Annotated in this window: 7 protein-coding genes and 1 pseudogene; 1 reads left to right on the plus strand and 7 read right to left on the minus strand. The window is 37.3% G+C overall.

Features of this window, described 5'->3' with window-relative positions; translation table 11 throughout:
* Nucleotides 1-426 precede the first annotated feature (426 nt).
* The 4 genes from ACFIQC_RS04990 to ACFIQC_RS05005 form a co-directional block, all read right to left on the minus strand.
* Nucleotides 427-3,567, minus strand: coding sequence for an autotransporter outer membrane beta-barrel domain-containing protein (locus tag ACFIQC_RS04990; protein ID WP_375706817.1), 3,141 nt, complete (start codon nt 3,565-3,567; stop codon nt 427-429).
* Nucleotides 3,568-3,702: 135 nt separating this feature from the next.
* Nucleotides 3,703-5,397, minus strand: coding sequence for an autotransporter outer membrane beta-barrel domain-containing protein (locus ACFIQC_RS04995; protein ID WP_375706818.1), 1,695 nt, complete (start codon nt 5,395-5,397; stop codon nt 3,703-3,705).
* Nucleotides 5,398-5,537: 140 nt separating this feature from the next.
* Nucleotides 5,538-7,886 carry an autotransporter outer membrane beta-barrel domain-containing protein gene (locus ACFIQC_RS05000; RefSeq protein ID WP_375706819.1) on the minus strand — a complete coding sequence of 783 codons (2,349 nt, stop codon included), beginning with the start codon at nt 7,884-7,886 and terminating at the stop codon, nt 5,538-5,540.
* A 630-nt stretch (nt 7,887-8,516) separates the two neighbouring features.
* A complete protein-coding gene (locus ACFIQC_RS05005; protein WP_375706820.1) occupies nt 8,517-11,039 on the minus strand; it encodes an autotransporter outer membrane beta-barrel domain-containing protein in 2,523 nt (840 codons plus the stop codon).
* 2,356 nt (nt 11,040-13,395) lie between these two features.
* Here ACFIQC_RS05005 and ACFIQC_RS05010 point away from each other — a divergent pair.
* Nucleotides 13,396-13,990: pseudogene (locus ACFIQC_RS05010) on the plus strand (integrase arm-type DNA-binding domain-containing protein); the annotation flags it as partial.
* 111 nt (nt 13,991-14,101) lie between these two features.
* On the opposite strand, the gene ACFIQC_RS05015 reads toward ACFIQC_RS05010, so the two are convergent.
* From ACFIQC_RS05015 to ACFIQC_RS05025, 3 genes are all read right to left on the minus strand, one after another.
* Entirely contained in the window at nt 14,102-17,803 is a 3,702-nt protein-coding gene (locus tag ACFIQC_RS05015; RefSeq protein ID WP_375706821.1) for an autotransporter outer membrane beta-barrel domain-containing protein, read from the minus strand.
* Nucleotides 17,804-18,754: 951 nt separating this feature from the next.
* Nucleotides 18,755-18,904, minus strand: coding sequence for a hypothetical protein (locus tag ACFIQC_RS05020; RefSeq protein WP_375612614.1), 150 nt, complete (start codon nt 18,902-18,904; stop codon nt 18,755-18,757).
* A 160-nt stretch (nt 18,905-19,064) separates the two neighbouring features.
* The gene (locus ACFIQC_RS05025) at nt 19,065-22,379 is read right to left on the minus strand and encodes an autotransporter outer membrane beta-barrel domain-containing protein (RefSeq protein ID WP_375706823.1); all 3,315 of its coding nucleotides are present in this window, start codon (nt 22,377-22,379) and stop codon (nt 19,065-19,067) included.
* Nucleotides 22,380-23,411: the final 1,032 nt, after the last annotated feature.

Consider the following 23,411-nt stretch of genomic DNA (forward strand, 5'->3'; position numbering starts at 1 on the left):
TATAATGGAGCTGCTGTAGCATTGAGATTTTAGAGGAAAAACATGCCTTTAAGAATTTATACCAGATACTAAGTCTTTATAGCAGGTATATAAAATGCACATCATCTAAAATAAATAGAGTGTCCACAGCGAAGAAGGGGCTGACTTTTTTAAATCGGCATGAATGCTTATTCTGTTGTGCTGTAAAAACATCATCGCTTGAGGTGTGGTGATAATATAAGACATAAAATTTTATGCATGGGGTATTTTGATGAGAGAATGTTATGGTGTTTAGTTTTTTATTCAATATGCAAAAGAAATATTATAAGTCAAAATCTTTTTTGATGTGATAATGATTTTTGAGAATTTAAAAAAATATATAAATTTAAATAAAAAAGGCAGCACTTTGTGCTGCCTTTTTTATTTAAGTTAAAATTAACTTCAGCTTTAGAAACGATAACGTATCCCGCCAGACAAATTGGTGCCAGATACACCGGCTTTTTGCAGTTTTTGCCGATAGCTGATATCGGCGTTTAGTACGATATTTTGAGAAAGATATGCGTTCACCCCCATGCCTCCCTCAACTGAAGAGCCGGTAGGATCAACATGAAAGGTATCAGCAATTTTTATTGTTTTACCATCGCCAAAAGTTCTGATAACATTCATTTTACCATAGAAGGAAACAGCCTTGTTTTCTTCAACAGCCATTATCGTTTTTGTTAAACGTCCACCAAAACGGATCAACCATTGATGTGGATTGCCCATGTCTACTTTTAAGCCATTGGTATCTGAGAAAATATCAAACATGAGATTTTGATAAATGAATTGAGCTTGTGGTTCAAAGACAAGCCCTTTTGTATCGGTTGCTAATTTCTGACCAATGGTTGCAGATATATTAAGCATCTCGGTACCATCCAATTTTGCGGCATTCCCAACAAGAGCTGTGGTAATATTTCCTTTTAAGGTTCCGTAAGAAAGAAGAGCGTTGACATATATACCATTGCTATGCTGGATGCCGCTATAAGCGGTAAGTGACCATTTATCAAGCGTTGTCTTTTCAGAATCTTGCATCTCTTTTGGCGTAAAGGCAAGCTTTCCGTACGTTCCTAAAAGACCAAAATATGCGCTTATGTCTTTGCTTTCTAAGGCGGCTAATATGCCCCCTAATTGTAAGGCAGTATAGTTTACATCAGCACCATAACCATAGTGCAGTGGATCGCGGTTGGAAGATAGGGTGACCTTCTCGCCGTAGGAAGAGAAAAAGATACCATTCTTTATATTGTCTTTTGCCCCAAATACTGTTGTTCGCATATTGTCTAACAACGTGTTTTGATTGTTTACATCAGTAAATCCAGCAGAAAATAAAGTATTAGATATGGTTAAATAGTTTGCTACCTGTGGTAAAAGGGCTCGAACTTTTTTGTCTTTATCAATGTAGGCATTCTGTAAGCGGAAATCCCAGAAATCACTATTCTTCTTGCCAAAAAGATTTTGGCTCTCATGAGATGTTCCAGGCTTATAGCCTGTGAGTATATATTTATAAGGTTGTTTCCCTATTGTCATATAGTTTCCTGCTAACGTGAAGGAATTTTCGTTTGCTTGTCCGGAAACTTGAATGATTGAAATCCCATGTGTCCCTAAAGGAAGTGAAGCCATCGTCTCTTCCCAAACAGCAGAGCTATCGGTTTGGAGATTGATGTGAACAACAGTACTTCCTGAGACATCACCATTAATCACAATGCGATCAGTTTGTTGTTCCGTGATAGGAGAATGTTTATCCCATTGAGTGTTTACATAAATCTCTGCAAGACCCGCTGTACTATAAATCGCTGCTGTGTGAGTTGTTTCGTCTTCTTGCGAAAGATTAGGTCCTATAAACAGAGTTTGATAATGTCCCTCAATGGGCTTGTCAAACATAATGGCACTGTTTGTAAGGTGCAATTCAGAAAGATTAGAGTATGATTTTTCATCAACACCAAACTGTCTATAGTCATTTAAAATATTATCATTATTTGTGGCATTTTTATTCGCCTTTAAAAGCCATTTCGTCCTCTCTTTTAGATCAAAAACTGTTCTATTATCTTTAGAAGTTCTTACCCGACCTTCTAAAGAAGAGTGGTCTGCAACTAATGTAATGGTGTTTGTGGAGGCACTTTCGTTCTTGATATTTTTTAATAAAATATCGGCATGAACTTCTGAATTTTTAAGGTTGACTTCCCCGTTTACGCCTGTTCCATAAAGGTTGATACCGCTACCATGTTCAACGAAAAGCTTTGTATTCTCTAGGGTTACTTTATCAGCAATATTGGCTACATCTTGTTCTTGAACGGCATTGGTGTTCCTTTCAGCATTGCGTGTATATCGTTTTCTAGGGGTATTATACGGATTGTTGCGGAAAATAATACCGTCTGCTTCATAATTTCCCGTGACATGGACGCTTGAATCCTTAAGTTTGATTGTGCCCTCCATGTTTACCAAACCAGCTGTTTCTGCTGTTACAGTAATGCCTGTAGCATCAATTTCTCCAGCATCTGATACGCTTAGTGCAACAAAACGCGCATCAACTGTTCCCCCTATCATGTTGACTTTTGAATTATTTCCCTCTGCATGTACAGCAAAACCATTGTCTTGAATTTTTTTGTTATGTAGCGTTATGGTCTTACCGTTTTTAGCTTCAACTCCAGCGCTTATATCCTCAATTTGTGTAGACTTTTCAGGTTGTTTTATTGGTGATATTGGTTTTTCAATCTCTGATTTTTCAGATATTTTTTGTGCAGATGAAGATTGCACTGGCGCTGGCTTTGCAGATTTTGGTGGTACCAGTAATGTTGTTTTTTCAGTTTCTACTCTTAAAGATATTGGCTGTGCGAGTTCTGGTTCATTAGATGTTGGTATTTGCTCTGTTGTTGGTTTTGTAGGTTCCGTTCTTGTAGGTTCAGACTTTGTAAGTGCTGGTTGTAAATTCGGTGAAGGTTGTGTAGGTTCTGGCTGTGAAGACACAGCAGAATTCGATAGTGTTTTTTCGCTGGAAGAGTCTGCAGAAGAGGAGGGCGCCCCTGAACGTCTTCTAGATTTTGCTTCCATTCCTGTTGTTGAAGATTGTATAATAGGAGTGTTTTGTGTTGTAGGGTTAGATTGTACACCTTCTGTAACTTTAGTCTTTGGTGTTTGTGTACTTCCTTGACTAAGATCAGAGTTTTGTTTTGAAGAAGAAATTATATTTCCAGCTGAATTTCCTTCAAGTTGTGTTTTGGGAGGTAGAGTGCTTGTAGAAGTAGGCGTTGTAAGTTTACTTCCTGTAGAAATAGGGCTTACGCTCGTTCTTGTGGAGCTAGGTGCTGTAGGGGGAAGGAGGCCATTAGGGGTTGAAGATGGATATGATGGCATAATTCGCCCGATTCCATCATATAGATCTTTATACGGATCAAAAACTCCGGATAGATTTATTTGTGACTTGACACGAGCAGGTTGTAGAGAAGAAGAATCTATCGTTGTTGATGGATTTGTACTATGAATAGCATAAGACATACTGGTGGAAGAACAAAACAGAACTCCGGAAACTGTGTATAGTAAGAAGCTTTTTTTCATATGGATGTATTCCTAAAATATTTCCCCCTCTCTCATAAAAAGTAAAACTTTGACCTCATTATGTCTCTTTTGTAAGAGACAAAACGAAACATAATGAGATCTCTTCATATTTCAAGATAAGGAATACAAGTATTTTTAAAAGTGATAGCGCATTCCAGCGGAAATATTTATTGCAGAGATGCCAGCTTTTTTGAATTTATGTTGATAGCTGAGATCACTATGAAGCTGAATATTTTGTGATAAGTGTGTGTGAATACCAAAACCACCTTCGATTAAAGATCCCATAGCTGCAAGCTGAAAATTTTTACTAAAAGTTTTGATCATGTTCAGTTTGCCGTAGAAAGAAACAGCATGTCCTTTGTTTTGCGTTAAACGTCCGCCAATACGGAGCAGCCATTGATAAGGATTACTTATGTCTATTTTAGAGTTATCGTCATCTGAGAAAGGGCTCCTATCTGATAAAGAACCAAGCATGAGACGTTGATAAACAAGTTGTGCTTGCGGTTCTAGGATTACACCTTCCAAACTGGTTGACAGTTTTTGACCAACAGTTGCAGCGGCTCCTAATGTTTTACTATTCTTCACTTTTGAGGTATGTTTGATGAGAGCTGTAGCGTGATTTTCTTTGAAAATTCCATAAGAGAGAAATGCACTTGCATAGATGCCACTGTCATGCTGAATATTTCCATATGCGGTGAGTGACCATTTATCAAACATATTTTTTTGAAAGCTCTCCTTGTTTTTAGGAGTAAAAGATAATTTCCCATATGTTCCGAAAAGACCAAAGTTGCTGCTGATATTTTGATCTTTTAGCGCTATTAGTGTTGCTCCTGCTTGCAATGCAGCATAGTGAATATCTGCTTGAACACCATCTTGTTCTGCTTGAACCTTGGAAGAAAAGGTGCTTTTATTGCCATAAGAGGATAAGAAAACGCCTCTTTCTGGATGATCTTTGGGCTCAAACATTGTTATTTGCATATTGTCTAACAAGATATTTTGATTGTTGACATCACTAAACCCGACAGCAAACATCGCGATAGGCATGACTAAAGAGCTTTCTTCTTGTGGTGTAAGAATTGTGCTTTTTGCTGTCCCATTAAGAGAAGTAGAAGTTGCAGTTGCTTTATCATCATCTGTAAGTTTAGAGGTGCTCTCTGTAGCCGCGGTAGCAGTATTTCCAACCTTTGGGAGCAAATTCATATGCGCTTTTTCGGATGGAAGAGTCGTTTTCGATGCTGAGGAAGTGGTGTTTGTTTGGGGATCAATATCAGATTGCGAATTTTCATTTATTTTAGGCTGTCTCATTCCATGATCTGTTCTTGTGAATGAAGTGTCCGTTGGAGGAGGGGATGTTTTTTCTTTTCTCTCCACGTTGGTTATTCCATCCGCGTTCAAAGTCTCTAATACTGCTTTGCGTAAAGTATTGGAAAGTTCCTTGTTTTGTCCTTGTAAGGCAGTATCCACTTGTGCCGCCTTATGTAATATTTCTGCTGTATTTTGCAGTTCAGACCAATTACGATTGTCTTGGCTCACCCATTCTTGGCGTGCAGCATTAACACGCTGTTGGTTATCGGCATCAAGTGCTTGGTTGAAGTGCGCATTATCTTCCATCATGGCGCCAGAGGCTATCTTTTCAAGATTTTTTTCTGCTTGTGTTGGTGTGTTTATTAAATCAATGGCATGGCGATATTGTTCAGGTAATTTCATAATCCCTTCAATGGCATGGCGTTCCTGGGGGCTTAGAGCAGAGGCGGTGCTGGTAGATGTGAAATTAAAAGAAGAAAAAAATAAAGCACAAGCGGCTGTACATAACAAAAGATTCTTATGCATAGAGATGTTCCTTAAGATATTTTCTTTATTTTGCTAAAAATGAACCACTTTTTGACACATTACGGTTTTTTGTAATGTAGTTAAGCAGCACTGTTTTCATCTCAGCGCTGCTTATGCGTCAAAATAGAGAGCTAAGATTTCTAAAAGCGATAACGCATTCCTCCGGAAAAATTAATTCCAGAGAACCCGGCTTTTTGAAGTTTATGTTGGTAATTAACGTCAGCATGAAGTGCGATATTTTTAGAAAGCTGCGCGTTAATGCCAAGCCCACCTTCAAGGGAAGAGCCCATAGAATCGAGATGGAAAGATTCCATAACATCAATAGCGCGCTTCTCACCAAAAGCTTTGATGACATTCAATTTACCATAAAAAGAAAGAACACGATCTTTTTCAATAGGAAGTATTGTTTTTGTTAAACGCCCTCCAATACGGACCAACCATTGATGAGGGGTCTTTATATTAACTTGGAAGCCATCAATATCTGAAAGAGTGCCAAAGGCAATATGTTGATAAATAAGTTGTGCTTGTGGTTCAAAGGACACTCCTTCAACACCAGTTGCTAGTTTTTGTCCAACGGTAGCTGATATATTTAATGTATCCGTATTGTTGAATTCTGTGGTGTTGCCGATAAGGGCTGTTGTAATATGTCCGTTTAAAATGCCGTAAGAGAAAAATGCATTAACATAGAGACCATTGTCATGGTGGAGATTCCCATATGCCGTAAAGGACCATTTATCCAGTATGCTTTTGTCAGAACCTTCCATGTCCTTTGGCGTAAAAGCGAGCTTTCCATATGTGCCTAAAAGACCAAGATTCGCGGTTATATTTTGATTTTCTAACGTTGTTAATGTCATGCCTGCTTGTATAGCAGCATAGTGAACATTAGCACCATAACCATATTCCAATGGACTACGGCTGGAAGATAACGTCATCTTGTTGCCATAAGTCGATAAAAATATCCCTTTTTGTTTATGACCTTCTAATCCAAAAACTGTTGAGTGCATATTATCTAACAGTGTATTTTGATTGTTTATATCAGCCAAGCCAGAGGAGAATATTGCATTATGCATAACCAAATAGCTTGCCATTTGAGGAACAAGAGCTTTGATTTTTCCTTCATCATCAAGAGTCGCATTTTGTAGACGGAAATCCCAAAACTCTTCACTTTCTTGCAAAAGACTTTGCTGTTTGTCAGCTCTCCCACGGCTGGATGTTGGTCCATAGCCATTTAATACATATTTATAGGGCAATCCATCCATTGTAGTGTAGCCATTTGCCAGCATGAAGGCGGCTTCCTCTGCTTTTCCAGACACCTGAACAAGTGAGAGACCACGCGCATTCAAAGGAATTGAAACTTCATCATTATCGAATGGTTCTGCACGCTTTGAAAGATTGTTGAAATAGATCGTTGTGGTGCCTGAGACATTACCATGAACGAGAACACGGTCAGTTTTTTGTTGTTCTTTTATAAGACCATTACTCCATTCGGTATTAAAGTAAATTCTTGCGTTGCCCAATGCATTGTAAACCGTTGTTGCATCGAAGCTTCTGTTTTGCTCTGCTTTTGCAGCTTCAGCTGTTGGCTGTTTTCCCACATGCAAGGTTTGATACTGATTGTCTGCTAGTTTATGCGGCGCATTAAATATAATAGAGCTATTATTAAGGTTCAATACTGAGACAATAGACTGTGCACGTTGTTTAATATCAGTGAGCAAGTATCCTTTAGAGCTGTCAAATTCTTTGTCTACTTCAAATTGACTAATCTTTAGGGACCACTTGCTGTTATTGTTGAGAGTAAAAATCGTTGTATTTTGAGGTAAAGTCTTTGCTCGTCCTTCTATAATCGAATTGTCAGCGCTTAATATAAAAGTGCGAGGATCGATATCTTTTGAGTTTTCTGGGATTTTATTTTTTAATAATATATCAGAACGAATTTCTGAACTTTTAAGTTCTACCTCAGCAACAGATTTTGCATAATCTGGTCCTAGAATACCAATACCATTTTCAACAAGAAGTTTTGTGTTGGTAAGAATTGCTTTATTGATAACTTTTTCGCCCTCTTTTACTTGGGAACTTGGGATGTAATCAAAAAGGATACCACGACTTTTGTGATGTCCGGAAACATTTATGATTGAATCTTCAATATGGATGATGCCGTTTGAAATTTCTAAACCACGAGAATTTGATTTTCCTACAGTTTTTTTAGCATGAATACGTCCACCTGTTGTTGCGGTAAATAAATTTGAGTCTGAACGCATTGTTGAATTTGTAATGGTGATAAAGGCTTTGTCATCAGCAACCACTGTTGTATATGCGCTGCGGATAAAAACGTTATTAAAGGTTTTTTCTTCTCCTGCTTTATCCGCACGAGCCATAACCATTGTAGGAGCTGATGTATTTGCATAAGTTGAACCGAAATGAGAAAAAATCAAAGTTCCAGCAATTGTACATAACAAAAAATTTTTCTTATAAATATATTTCTTACACATAGATATGCCTTTAGTATTTGGTATGCTTTGATGCTTACTTCATTCCCCTGATGGCGCAAGTACCCAGACAGTTTCTATATCATTATGTTTTTATTGTAAACAACAAAACGAAATATTGCGTCTTGTTCTTTATCGTTTAAAAAATGATTTTAGAAGAGTTTTTAAAATAGAAATTGCAGTGAGCAACTATGAATTGCAGAAAAGCTAGATTGATCAGTATTCCGTTTAAAAGTGTTAAGAAACAAAATATTTTGCAAGGATGTTTGTTGCTTAAGGCTGTTGTTATGAAAACTCTACAAAGTTTTTGGAGAAGCTGTTGTTGTGCGCTTACAAAAAGCTTTTAATTGATTTTCTTACACAGAGAATTATTTATTACGTGTTTTAAAATACAAAAATTTTATTAAAAGCATTTGATTTTTATAAATCAAAAAGGCAGCTCTCTTGAGAATTCAGTATTCATTTAGAGATAACAGATTTTGTTACATTTGGTTTGAGTGAGATTAATTGGCTCAAGAAAGGTGGTAGAAAGAATAGTTGTTAACGGTTCTTTCCGATAGATTGTAAAAAGGCAGTACATTTGCACTGCCTTTTATTAAAATGAATAGAATATAAATTGTTTTTTGCGTTTTCTTAAAACTGATAGCGTATTCCGCCTGAAAAGCTTGCTCCGGATATACCAGTTTTTTGAAGCTTATATTGATAGTTAACATCAGCATAAAGTGCGATATTTTGTGATAATTGTGCATTTACACCAAGTCCACCTTCAACAGACGCTCCTATAGAATCAAGGTGGAATGGTTCACCAATCTGTATCGTACCATTGTTAGAAAAAGCTTTAACAACGTTTAGTTTACCATAGAAAGAAAGAATACCGCCGTTTTCAATAGAAGGCTTCGTTTGCGTTAAGCGTCCACCGACACGCACTAAGTATTGATAAGGATTTCCCATATCCACATCAAAGCCATCGACATCTGAGAGTGTGCCAAGCATGAGGCGTTGATAAACAAGTTGTGCTTGTGGTTCAAAGACCAATCCTTTCCTACTGGTTTCGAACTTTTGTCCAATGGTTGCTGATGCACTGAATGTATCAGCATTTTTCAACTCTGCAGTCTTTCCTATGAGAGCTGTGGTGATATCTCCCTTGAGCATTCCATAGGAGAAGAGTGCATGGATGTATATCCCATTATTATGGCGCAGCCCACTATATGCAGTAATTGACCATTTATTGAGTGTACTCTTGTCAGCACCTTCCATGTCTTTAGGGATGAAAGCTAATTTCCCATATGTTCCTAAAAGACCGAAATTGGCGGTCATGTTTTGGTCTTCTAGAGTTGCTAATCTAATGCCTGCCTGTAAAGCTGCATAGTGAATATCGGCACCATAGCCATATTGTAATGGCGTACGGTGAGAGGATAATGTCATCTTATTTCCATAAGTCGAGAAGAAGACTCCTTTGTTTTTATGATCTTTTGTCTCAAAGGTGTTTTCCTGCATCGAGTTGAGTAAAGTGTTTTGATTGTTTATATCAGCCAGTCCAGCTGAGAATAGTGCGTTAGGCATGGACAAATAGCTTGCCACTTGAGGAACGAGAGCTCTGATCTTTCCTTCATTATCGAGAGTCGCATTTTGCAAGCGAAAATCCCAGAAATTCTGATTTTTTTCCAAGATGTTTTGTGCGTTGTTTGCTTGTCCAAGGGATGATGAACCGGTATTTTGCGCTTCTTTCTCTTTTGGTGAAACACCTTCAATCATTGTTCCTGATGCTGATATCGTGTAGATTGTGTAGTCTTTGAGGGTATTTTCTTTTGATTCTTGTGATATTCCGCTAAAATGACTTTGTGTGCTATCGGCTGTCCCATGGCTGGATGTTGGACCATAGGCTTTGAGTATATATTTATAGGGCAATCCCCCCATTGTGGTGTAGCCGTGTGCAAGTTTGAAGGAACCTTCATTTGCATTTCCAGAAACTTGAATGAGTGAAAGACCACGCATATTTGAGGAAACAGAATCTTCAGCTTTTAATATCTCACCTTTCGCAAGGTTCTTGATATGGACTGTTGTGCTGCCTGATACATCACCATGTATAAGGAGGCGGTCAGCTTTTTGCTGTTCTTTTACTAGACCATCACTCCATTCAATATTAAAATAAATTTTTGCATCGCCTGTGGCATTGTAAACTGTATTATAAGTGCTTTCTATATCGGGGATTGTACTTCCCTCAGGTCTACGAACCTCAGCTGTTCGCCCTACATACAAGGTATGATAATGATCTTTTTCCCGCCCTTGTGGTGTCTTAAATATGATAGAACTATTATTAAGATTCAGTACTGAAACGGTAGAAAGGGCTCGTTGTTTAATATCACTGAGCTCATAGTTAAACACATTAAAGTCAGTATCGACTTCCTCTTGAGAGGTCTTTAAGTACCATTTGCTCTTGTTATTCAGAGTCAAAACCGTTGTATTGACTTTTAAAGTTCTTGCTCGTCCCTCTATTGTTGAATTATCAGCGGTTAATGCTAAAGTTACAGGAAGAGTATCGTTGTCATAATATTTACGTTTCGTTTTATTTCTCAATAATACGTCAGATCGAATTTCTGAGTCTTTAAGTTGAACTTCAGCAACGGCTCTTGAGCAGTAGGGACCAAGAATACCGGTACCGTTTTTCACAAGAAGTTTTGTATTGCTAAGAACAACCTTATTGACAACTTTTTCTCCACTTTTCAGTGAAGAATCTTTTGTTTCATAAAAAACGATACCACCGGCACCTCCTCGTTGGACGGTTATGGTTGAATCTTCAACGTTGATTATACCATTCTTTGTTTCTAAACCTTTGTATACTGTATTTGCTTTAATTTCTTTAGCATGAATGCGTCCACCTTCTGATACAGAAAGTGCAGACATTTCCGTGTGTATTGTTGATTTTACAATTGTGATAGCTGCTTTATCATGCGCTAATATTCCAGGTCCTTTATCGCGGACAAGAACATTATTTAAAGTCTTTTCTTCTCCCTTATTTAATTCAATCTTTCCCAAAATTCCAGGAGTTTCAGGAGCTGATGTATTTGCATAAGTTGAACCGAAATGAGAAAAAATCAAAGTTCCAGCAATTGTACATAACAAAAAATTTTTCTTATAAATATATTTCTTACACATAGATATGCCTTTAGTATTTGGTATGCTTTGATGCTTACTTCATTCCCCTGATGGCGCAAGTACCCAGACAGTTTCTATATCATTATGTTTTTATTGTAAATAACAAAACGAATTATATTGATGGTGTTCTCTATGATTTGAAGTTTTGCTTCAGAAAAACTTTTTTCATGATCATAAAAAGTCGAGAAAAGTGGATTTCATAAAACCTAGCTTGGTTAAGCTTATGCTAAAAGCACTATGAAGTATGATATTTAAAAATTGTCTATTAAAGATAATCGCTATAAAAGCTCTATAGCGTTGAGATGTATTATTTGATGCATTCACCAAAACGATCAGCAAATTTTTTCTGCTATAAGAAGAAGAGATGAGGGGGCTATTCACAGGCTTTCTTTAAAGATAAGGGTACCAAAGTCCATTTTTCTAAGGAAGCACAGCCCATTTCGCGACGGTGTTCATGAATGCTATAACGCTAAAGCCATAGAATCCCATCATATTTACGCTTACGAAGGAGCAAGCCGATACCTTTACGCTTAATAAAAGAGCAAGCCCGTCACACATTTTGCTAGCTCCCAATATTTGTGATAAGCCCTTGGCACTTGAGACAGTTCATGAGAGGAATTCTCAGGCTTTTCTTATATAACTTTTCTCCACACGCCAGCCCTGCTTGTAATGTGTAAGTGAATGATTTTGATTAGTTCAACATGGAACAGATTTTAAATGAGAGAAATTTACGATATTCAAGATTTTAATTCAATAGGAATAACGCTAAATTATCATTATAAATCAATATTTTGAATATTCAATTTAAAACATCTTTTATTGATATAAAAAGAACTTTATTGAGTGATTTCATTTTATAAATGAAAAAATTAGCTTTCTTGAGCATTTTGTATATGAAAGATAAAGCGCTTGTTGTTAGATTTTCTTTTCATGCATTAATTTTCTCAAAACTGTTTGTTTAGAAGAACCAGCAATGGAAGTGTAAATAAATCTTTATAGATAGCGACAACACATCGTAAAGAAAGAAATTATTTTATTGCTATAATAGATTGTAAATAAAAAAAATACAGTCCGTTTTTTTGTTAATAGTAAACGGATTAATATGCTTATTTTTTTATAATTTTTATATTAAAATTGGTAGCGTATTCTATCAGAAAAACTTGTCTCGGCTACACGTCTTTTAAAAATTTTTGATAGTTTACATCAATATAGAGAGTTAAATTGTGAGATAATTGTGTATTGTGCTAAACGCACCTTTAACGGCAGAATCTATCGGATTAAGGTGAAAATGAATACCAATCTGTTTAGTATCATTAATATCAAAGTTTTTTAAGGAAGTTCACTTTCTCATACAAGGATGGGGTACGATCTTCTACGGTCCTAACAATAGTTTTTGTTAGATACCTACCTATCCGGACTAACTGGGGAGACTGTCTGATTTAATTTTAAGATTATCAATATGTTAAAAGGCGTTAAAAATCAATTCCTTAGTACACAAATTATGTTTGTGCTTCAAAAGGTTAGTTCTCTGATTATTTTTTGCAAATTTTTGACAAATGATTGTTGAGGCAATTAACATTTTTACAGCATAACTTTAATAGTATTTTTATAGAAGTTTTAGAGATATTTGCTGTCCAGATATCATAAGGGAAGAGTGTAGCCATATGAAAACACCATTATGCTCTGTTATATTGTAAGCTATGATTGATGATTTATCTAGTGTGCTTTTTTTCATTTTCTATATCCTTTGGAGTGAATGAGAGTGGCTGTAGGTTCCTATCTATTTCAAATGTGTAGTGATTAACTTTTCATTTTTCTAATATCATCTTTGCTTGGACAGCTCTATGGCGCATATTAGCACCATATCTCTCTTCAAAGAGGAGCATAATCAAACGGTAGAGTTTCTGTACTTCCATAAGTGAAAAAGCAAGAAATCTTCTATTTTTTAAGATTTATTCTTAATGCTGTTATCTTTATATTATCTAGAAATACACTTTGCTTAGCTTTATGGGCAAATTCGATGATAAATAGCTGCGCAACCCATGTGAAGAGGAGAAAAATCGTATTTAAGTGGAAAAGAAAACACTTCAGGAAAAAATGGATTTCATGTACGAAAAGGCTGCATACTTTGTGACATATTCTAGATAAAAATACCTGATCCTTTATCTTGATAAAAATGGTATAATATGCTGATTTATAATGATAATTTATCGTTACTTTCATTGAGTTAGAGTTCTGAATAACGTAAGATTCTCTCATTTTAAACCTGTTTGTCTTAAATCAAGAAAAACCATTCTCTTGCACACCACAAGCGGGGCTGGCGTGTGGGTAAAAAATGTATAAGAAAGGACTAAAAATGGCTCTTATGAATCGTCTCAAGAGCCAAGGGCTTTAGCAACACCCACGAGCTGGAAAATATAATGATGGTGCCGGCTTGCTCCTTCACAAACGTAAAGATGGGGGTGCTCAATGGCTTTATCGTTATACCATTCATGGGCGCTGTCGCTAAATGGACTTGGGTGCTTTGAGAGATGTCTCTTTAAAACAAGCTCGTGAATTGGCACCCCTCCCAATAGCACTCTGTTCTTCGTGATGGTCATGATCCCATTAAAGAACGTGAGAAACGAAAACGTGAGGCAATGCGTAATCTCCATTATTTAAAAGACATTGCCTTAGATGCTTTTGAAAGTTGTAAAGCTGAATTAAAAAATGATGGTAAAGATGGAAACTGTTTTCACCTTTAAAACTCCATATTCTCCCTAAATTAGGCTGTTTGCCTATTTCAGAGATTACACAAACAGAAATAGGCAATACCCTCGCTCCCATCTGTCATACAAAAGCTGGAGCTGCTAATACAGCACTGATGCGTCTCAAACTTTGTTTTAAACAAGCCGCGGCGTTGGGCGTGGATGTTGATTTTACAGGCAGTAGAAAAAGCAAGGGCTCTCTTAAGGAGGGATAGTGTAGTGTTATTAGAACTTATAAAGCGAAAAGGCAGCATATTGTTGCTGCCTTTTTTGTTGATGCATAGAAAAGAAATACGCTGTTTTGACAGTTTTGTTTTAAAACTGATAGCGTATGCCACCTGAAAAGCTTGCACCACTTATACCAGTTTTCTGAAGCTTTTGTTGATAACTTACATCACCATGAAGGGAGAAATTGTGAGACAGTTGCGCATTGATGCCAACGCCGCCTTCAATTGCAGGTCCCATAGGATCAAGGTCAAAGTTTCTACCAATATGAATGGTACCATTATCACCAAAGGTTTTGATCAAGTTTACTTTTCCATAGAAAGACATCGGACGGTTGTTTTCAGTGGAAATGGTTTTTGTCAAACGTCCACCAACACGGATCAACCATTGAGAAGGATTTTTCATATCAACGGTAAAATTATCAGCATCTTCAATGGTATTAAACATCAAATGTTGATAGGCAATTTGTGCTTGTGGCTCAAATGTTAAACTTTCCATTCCGGTTGCAAACTCTTTGCCAACAGTGGTGGAGATACTAAACATTTTGGCATTTTGCAATTTTGCGGTTTTGCCAATGATAGCATTGCCGATATCTCCTTTTAGAATTCCATAGGATAACAGTGTATCCATATAGAAACCATTGTCATGCTGCACGCTGCCATAAGCTGTTAGTGACCATTTATCCAATGTGCTCTTACTTACATCATCCATATCCTTTGGAGTGAAAGACAGCCGCCCATAGGTGCCTACAAGACCGAAATGTGTTGTGGTATTTTGTCCTTCTAATGCCGCGAATGCAACACCGGCTTGTAGAGCAGCATAGCGGATATCAGCACCATAACCATATTTGAGAGGTCCACGTTCAGAAGATAAGGTTCCTGTGTTTCCGTAAGTATAGAGGAAGAAACCGGTTTGTTTTTCCTCTTCTTTTCCTAAGACAGATGTTCTGATATTGGCTAAAAGCGCGTTTTGTTTAGCCATATCGGTTAATCCACTATAGAAGAGAGCATTTGGCATGACCAAATAGCTTGCGGTTTGTGGTACAGGGGCAACGGTAGGGATATTTGTTTCAGGATCAGGATTTGAACCAGAATTGGAGTCAAGCAGTTCGGGTTGTAAACGGAAATCCCAGAAATTTTTATTCTTTTCATCAAAGAGGTTTTGTGCAATATCGGCTTTGCCTTGGCTTGAGTCTGGTCCATAGGCACGTAGTGTATACATATCCGGTAAGCCACCTCTTGTGGTATAGCCATTTACCAGTTTGAAAGAGTTTTCTTCTGCTTTTCCAGAAACTTGAATGAGTGAAAGCCCCCGTACATTAGGAGCAGCAGAGGTATTTACTTGACTACTGTTCTTTTCTACGCGTCCTGAAACATAAACTGATGTGTTGCCAGAGACATCCCCATGGATCAAAAGTCTATCGGTTTTTTGGTCATTTATTGCAGCACCATCACTCCAAGCCGTGTTGAAGTAAATCTTTGCGTCACCAGAGGCATTGTAGACGGCTTGCGTGTCTGGTTTACCAGAACCTATATACAAAGTTTGGTAATGCTGTTTTTCTGTTGGCTTGCTAAACATAATGGAGCTGTTATCGAGATTAAGCGTAGAAATATCGGAACGAGATCTTTGAGCAATATCAAGTAGTTTTCCATCAGCATCTTTTTCATTGTTACTGATCTTCAACGTCCATTTTGTGTCGTTTTTCAGATCAAAGCGTGTTTGCCCATTTTCGTCATTTCTTACACCGCCTTGTAAGACAGAATGGTCTGCGGTTAAAGTAAACATTTCAACAGGTTTTGTCTTCTGCTTTATGTTTTTGAATAACGTATCTGCAAGGATTTTTGAATTTTTGAGATTAATTTTCCCCATTGATTCATCGGTATTTATTCCAATACCATTTTCAACGATCAGATCTGTATTGGTCAAATTAACTTCACTGTTTTGCCAATCTTGTGGATTACTATTACTTAGGCCGTTTAACTTATTTTGAGACAAATCTGCAAAATTTACCCCAGCAACCCCTGCTGTTGCAGAAGTATTTGCGAGATCAATATGTCCATTTCTGTTTATCTTTAGTGCAATTATTGTTGCATCTATTTTGTTTTCAGCGCCATTGACCATCTTAATCGTGCTATTGGATGCGACAAGTCCAAAATCAACTTTTTCAATCGTTGTTTTTCCGTTTAATTCAATGACGCTATTTGCAGCAGCATTTACACCCATGCTGGGTAGTTCGATTCCCTCAATATTTGTTCTCTTCCCTTTTATCGTTAATTCTTCACTTGTGATTTTGCCTCCATCGGTTACATAAAGGCCAAAGAGAGTCTTCGTAATCGTTGTTTTTCCTTTTAATTCAATGACGCTGTTGGGGCCCTCAGCTGATGCGCCTGTAACTGAACTTTCGCCATTTTCTGTGAGTGCAACATCTTTAACATTAATATATCCACCCAAAGTTGCATATAATGAATTATTACTCCCAGTAACAGTTCCTCCTGTCATGAAAATTTTTGATTGCTCACCAATGGCACTCAGCGCATTATGCTCAGATGAAATGATTTTCACACCATTGTTTAAAGTAATGCTACTGCCGTTTTGAGCAATTATTGCTTCTCCTTTTGCCTCAAAAGATCCGCCGGTGATTGTTATTTGAGATTTGTTATCTGCTAAGATGCTGTTTTTTGCTTTCGTGACGGTTACATTATTTAAAGTGACAATACTTCCTTTGTCAGCACTTATTCCTTTATCCATAAGAAAGTCATCATTTCCGCTTGATATTTTTACATCTTTCAGCGTGTTTTCTTTGCTGGTGGTGTTAAGAAATGATGCACCTACTGCTTTGTCTCCTGTGACCTCAATCGATCCTCCGGTCATCTTGATTGTCGCATTATCACTTTCGGCTTTAACACCGATCGAAGCATTTTTAATTGTTGTGTTACCATTCAATTCAATAGTGCTGGAACCTCTTGCAAATGCACCGAATTTTGTTCCTTTACCATTTGCTGTGAGCACAACATCTTTAACATTAATATATCCACCAGCTTTTGTGTATAATACACTATTGCTCCCAGTAACAGTTCCCCCTGTCATGAAAATTTTTGATTGCTCACCAATGGCATTGAGCCCATCACCGTTAAGTGATGTGATTTTTGCCTTATTGTTTAAAGTAATGATACTACCGTTTCGAGCATTGATTGCTGTTTCTTTTGCCTCAAAAGATCCACCGATAACTGTTACTTGAGTTTGGTTATCTGCAAAGATGCTGTTTTTTGCTTTTTTAACAGTTATATTTTTCAAAGTGAGTTTACTTTTTTTTTCAGCTTTTATTGCGTTATAGGGTTCGCTGTTTTCACTTGTTATTGTGACATTTTCCATATTTCCGTTACCAGCATTTAGCTGAATAGCGGTTTTATCAACATTGATAGAACCTCCTGTCATTTTGAATGTAGCGTTGTCCGATATATTAACGCCGTATTCATAGGAAGATTTAGTTCCAAGTGGAGCACCAATGATGGTATTGTCCGATAATTCAATCAAACTATCGGATCCTTTAACGGTGACAACGGTTGTAACAGATGGTGGTGTTGGAGAGCTACTCCCCAGCTTTAAATTCTTGCCGATGATTTTTCCACCCGTTTCTGCCCAAATATTCTCGTAGCTTTCTTTAGAGACTTCCATTTTTTTTCCATCAGAAACTTTAAGTTCTTTAAGTTCTTCCGCTTGTGTTTTGTGGTAGGTCCCAAATAATAGAATTGCTGCAATTGCTGTATACGATAAAAGAGATTTTTTAGACATTTATGTTCTCCTCACTTAAACTAAGCTACAAATATTTTTCCTGTTTTCCATATCTCCACTTGTTAGTAAGAAGAACAAACAATATAAGAAAATAAATAATGGTCTATAAAAAACATTCTTCCTACTCACTATTTTATAATTTACTTATAGTCAAATTAAAAAATATAATAATTAATGTATATATTTACATTTAATTCATATTATATTTATAGTTTTAGTTATTACGTATTAAATATATAATTAAAAATATTAAAATGATATTTAAGGACAATATTATAAGCAAATGATCGTTATTTGTTTGTAATTTTTAAGGGTATCATAGTACTTGTCATATATTTTGATGCATTAAGGAGAATAAAGGGGGCAGCATCGTTGGGAACAGCCGTCAGCAAAAATTAAAAAAGTTTACTTAATTTTAGATCTGAGGTGTTTTATATTGGATGTAATGTGTTTTATAAATATGCTAAAGAGCACTGATTGATGCTTTTATAAATCTTAGTTTCTTCTTGAGTATTTTGATAAAGTGGTTGATGTCTTTGTTTTTTGGGTGTATTTAATTAAATTATCTGCGTAAAGAAATATTTTGCAGTATGTTTCCTGTGTAAAGAGGAAAATAATAGTAGCTTGTGCTTTTTATCTACTTACGACAGTAAAACTTTACATTTTCTTTTTGCTTTGAGAAAAAGGGGAAGGGGATTTTATGAAGCAAGCGCGATTTATCAATAAACATATATGATTTATCAATAAATACATATAAGGTGTTTTTTCTGAAAGTTTTACTTTCACTTGGAGATGAAGCGCTTTGCGACATTTTTGTTTATGAGAGATAAATGCCATTCAATATCTAAGACAGCGTAAGGGGCAGATTTCTCAAAATCACTGAATTTATTCTCACCCTTAAGCATAACCACCCGCTTTAGTGCATATTTTCATTCTTTTGCGCAAAGACTGCTACACGCATTTCACGCTCCCCAATTCCAGCAAATTGGCAAGACCTTCCACAGCTGTCTTTTCAGGATTATAACGAAAGCGCTTTTTTGCCTGTGTACGAGCAACTACTTCAATCTGGTATGCATCAAAAACAATACCTAGCCTTGTCAATCAATAAATCTTGATGGAGATGATCTTGGGAGGATAAAGAACAAAAGCTATTCGAGCGATCTTTTTATGAAAGGGTGTCAAGAATAAAAAAAGGCAGCATATCGTGCTGCCTTTTTATTAAATTGAATAGAATGAATAGGCTTGCTTTTACAGCTTTGTGTTAAAACTGATAGCGTATGCCGCCTGAGAAATTTGCTCCAGATATACCAGTTTTCTGAAGCTTTTGTTGATAGCTGACATCACCATGAAGGGAGAAATTGTGAGACAGTTGCGCATTGATGCCAACGCCGCCTTCAATTGCAGGTCCCATAGGATCAAGGTCAAAGTTTCTACCAATATGAATGGTACCATTATCACCAAAGGTTTTGATCAAGTTTACTTTTCCATAGAAAGACATCGGACGGTTGTTTTCAGTGGAAATGGTTTTTGTCAAACGTCCACCAACACGGATCAACCATTGAGAAGGATTTTTCATATCAACGGTAAAATTATCAGCATCTTCAATGGTATTAAACATCAAATGTTGATAGGCAATTTGTGCTTGTGGCTCAAATGTTAAACTTTCCATTCCGGTTGCAAACTCTTTGCCAACAGTGGTGGAGATACTAAACATTTTGGCATTTTGCAATTTTGCGGTTTTGCCAATGATAGCATTGCCGATATCTCCTTTTAGAATTCCATAGGATAACAGTGTATCCATATAGAAACCATTGTCATGCTGCACGCTGCCATAAGCTGTTAGTGACCATTTATCCAATGTGCTCTTACTTACATCATCCATATCCTTTGGAGTGAAAGACAGCCGCCCATAGGTGCCTACAAGACCGAAATGTGTTGTGGTATTTTGTCCTTCTAATGCCGCGAATGCAACACCGGCTTGTAGAGCAGCATAGCGGATATCAGCACCATAACCATATTTGAGAGGTCCACGTTCAGAAGATAAGGTTCCTGTGTTTCCGTAAGTATAGAGGAAGAAACCGGTTTGTTTTTCCTCTTCTTTTCCTAAGACAGATGTTCTGATATTGGCTAAAAGCGCGTTTTGTTTAGCCATATCGGTTAATCCACTATAGAAGAGAGCATTTGGCATGACTAAGTAACTGGCCGTTTGTGCTACAGGGACGATCACACTTGGACCAGAACCAGAATCCGTTTCAAGAATTTCTTTATGTAAGCGGAAATCCCAGAAATTTTCATTCTTCTCATCAAAGAGGCTTTGTGCAACATCGGCTGTACCGTGGCTTGACTCTGGTCCATAGGCCGTTAGCGTATATTTATAAGGCAAACGATTTCTTGTGGTATAGCCATTTACGAGTTTGAAAGAGTCTTCTTGTGCTTTTCCAGATACTTGAATGAGCGAGAGGCCACCTATATTGGAAGGATCAGCAGCATTGACTACACTACTTTCATCTCCTGAATCGCTTTTGATATAAACTGTTGTGGAGCCTGAGACATCACCGTGGATCAAAAGTCTATCGGTTTTTTGATCGGCACTTGCTACCCCATCACTCCAAGCAATGTTGAAGTAAATCTTTGCATTACCAGAGGCGTTGTAGACTGTTTGCGTATCTGGTTTACCAGATCCTATATGCAATGTGTGATAATGATCTTCTGTTGGTCCATTAAAGATAATAGAGCTGTTATCGAGATTAAGCGTAGAAATATCGGAACGAGCTCTTTGAGCAATATCAAGCAGATTGCCATCAGCATCTTTTTCTTTTGTACTGGTCTTTAGTGTCCATGTTGTCTTGTTTTTTAGATCAAAATGTACATTTCTGTCTTTAGCAATATTCGCTCTGCCTTCTAAAGTTGAATGATCAGCGCTTAATGTGAAGGTGCCATTGGAGATCGCTTTAACCTCTTTATTGTTCCAATAATTGTCATTTTTCCAAGATTTTGGATCTTCAAAAAGACCATCTCCTAACAATACATCAGCATGGATTTCTGAATTTTTGAGATTTGCTGTACCGATTGATAAAGTTGGAATATCTTCAATGTTATCGTTAGTGAAAGCTCCAATGAAAATTCCAGTACCATTTTCAGCGTGAATATCTGCATTGGTTAAATTGATTTCACTATTTTGATGTTTTTGCGGATCATTTGATTCATCGGTTTTGGTATTAGGGAGAGCTAAGAACTGCAAGCCGCTGATTCCTGCTGTTACAGAAACATCTTTGAGATCAATATGTCCATTAGCTGCCGCCCATAGTGCAACTTTTTTTGCTTCTATTTTATTTTTTATTGTATTCTCTGCTGCTCCAATATAACCATTCGTCATCTTAATTGTGCTATTATTTCCTGCAAAAAGACCAACATCAAAATTTTGAATGATTGTTTTACCATTTAATTCGATTGCACTATCAGACTCCGCAACGTTTACAGCAACGGTTTGTTGTTTACTTTCACCACCAGTTATTGTTAAATCTCCGCTAATGATTTTACTTCCACCGTCTGCATAAAACCCTTCATCGACATTTTGAATGGTTGTTTTGCCCATTAACCTAACTTCACTACCAGAGTCCGATGTCCATATACCAGTGCGCTCGTTGTCGGGGCCTTCAAGTGCTTCACCACCGATTATCGATAAGTTTTCGCTAATGATTTTACCACCGTTAACTGCTCCAAGGCCGTCCAAAGTATTGTTAATTATTGTATCACCATGCAATTGAATTGTGCTGTCATTGCCACTTACAAATACACCGCTTCCTTTTCCCTCTGTTGTTAGAGCAACATCTGTGGCATCAATATGCCCACCGTTGATTGCGAATAACGCTGTTTCGTTCGCGGCTACGGATCCTCCCGTCATTATGATCTTAGATCCTGAACCGTCTGCAAGGAGTCCTTCGCCATTAGATGATGTAATGTTAGCATTGTTTTTTAAGATAATCGTACTGCTGGCTTCGGCGCTTCCTCCTACATCATGTCCACTAAATGATCCTCCTGAGACCGTTATTGTTGAGTGATCATTTGCAACTATACTGGCGGCTGCTTGAGTCACTGTTACATCTTTTAAAGTGACGGTACTTTTATCTGCTTTTATTCCAAAGTTCAGTAACGCATCGTCTTTATTATTCGATATCTTCACACCTTCTAGCTTGTTTTCACCGCTGTTACTGTTTAAAAAGCCGGCACCAACTAGAGAAGTTTTAATGGTCCCTCCAGTCATGTTTATTGCGCCACCATCGTTTGTTGTAAGTCCAATTTCACTATTACTAATCGTTGTTCCTTCAAGCAATTCAACTACACTGCCTTCGCCATTAGAAAATACACCAGACGATATATCTTCGTCACCTAGAGATACATCTGTAACATTTAGAGACACATTTGTGACCGTAATATGTCCACCATTTTCAGCAACCAATGCATTACCTTTCCCCGTAACGGTTCCTCCCGTCATGCTGATGGTGGAGTTTGAACTATTTGCATAGAGTCCAATGTTATCAGATGATGTAATGTTTGCATTGTTTGTTAAAGTGATGGCGCTGCCGTTTTGAGCAGATATTGTTGTATTTTGTGCATGAAATGATCCTCCTGAGGCTGTTATTGTCGAGTGATCATCTGCAACTAAGGCATTGGTTGCTTGCATGACGGTTACATCTTTTAAAGTGACGGTACTTTTATCTGCTTTTATTCCAAAGTTCAGTAACGCATCGTCTTTACTATTCGATATCGTTACACCTTCTAGCTTGTTTTCGCTGTTGTTACTGTTTAAGAAGCCAGCACCAACTAGAGAAGTTTTAATGGCTCCTCCAGTCATCTTGATTGCACCATCGTTTAGTGCTTGAAGCCCGAGTGCACTATTACTAATAGTTGTATTTCCAAGTAATTCAATTACACTGCCTTCACCAACAGAAAATACACCAGACGATATATAGTCGTCACTTGGAGCCACATCTGTGACAGTTAGAGCCACATCTGCAACAGTAATATGTCCACCATTTTCAGCAACCAATGCATTACCTTTCCCCGTGACAGTTCCTCCCGTCATTGTGATGGTGGATTTTGAACCTTCTGCATAGAGTCCAACATTATCAGATGATGTAATGTTTGCATCATTGGTTAAAGTGATAGTGCTGCCGCTTTTAGCAGATATTGTTGTATTTTGTGCATGAAATGATCCTCCCGAGATTGTTATTGTCGAATCATTCTCTGCAAATATACCGGCTGCTGCTTGAGTCACTGTTACATCTTTTAAAGTAACGGTACTTTTATCTGCTTTTATCCCAAAGTTCAGTGGCGTATCGTCTTTATCACTCGATATTGTCACATTTTCTAGTTTGTTTTCATGACTGTTACTGTTTAAGAATCCAGCACCAGCTGCAGAAGCTGTAATGGTTCCTCCAATCATCTTGATTGCGCCATCATTTTGGAATGCAAGCCCGATTGCACTACCACTAATTGTGATCTTTCCAAGCAATTCAATTACACTATTTGCGCCATTAGAAAATACACCAAATGACTTATCGCTATCATTTGTTTTTAGGGTAACATCTGTAACAGTAATATGACC

The organism is Bartonella sp. AA126HLJHH (assembly GCF_042197425.1).
GTDB lineage: Bacteria > Pseudomonadota > Alphaproteobacteria > Rhizobiales > Rhizobiaceae > Bartonella.

Bases quoted from the DNA above. Each gene is read 5' to 3' on its own strand.
- ACFIQC_RS05015 (WP_375706821.1), bottom strand. From the start codon at position 17,803: ATGTCTAAAAAATCTCTTTTATCGTATACAGCAATTGCAGCAATTCTA.
- ACFIQC_RS05005 (WP_375706820.1), bottom strand. From the start codon at position 11,039: ATGTGTAAGAAATATATTTATAAGAAAAATTTTTTGTTATGTACAATT.
- ACFIQC_RS04990 (WP_375706817.1), bottom strand. From the start codon at position 3,567: ATGAAAAAAAGCTTCTTACTATACACAGTTTCCGGAGTTCTGTTTTGT.
- ACFIQC_RS05000 (WP_375706819.1), bottom strand. From the start codon at position 7,886: ATGTGTAAGAAATATATTTATAAGAAAAATTTTTTGTTATGTACAATT.
- ACFIQC_RS04995 (WP_375706818.1), bottom strand. From the start codon at position 5,397: ATGCATAAGAATCTTTTGTTATGTACAGCCGCTTGTGCTTTATTTTTT.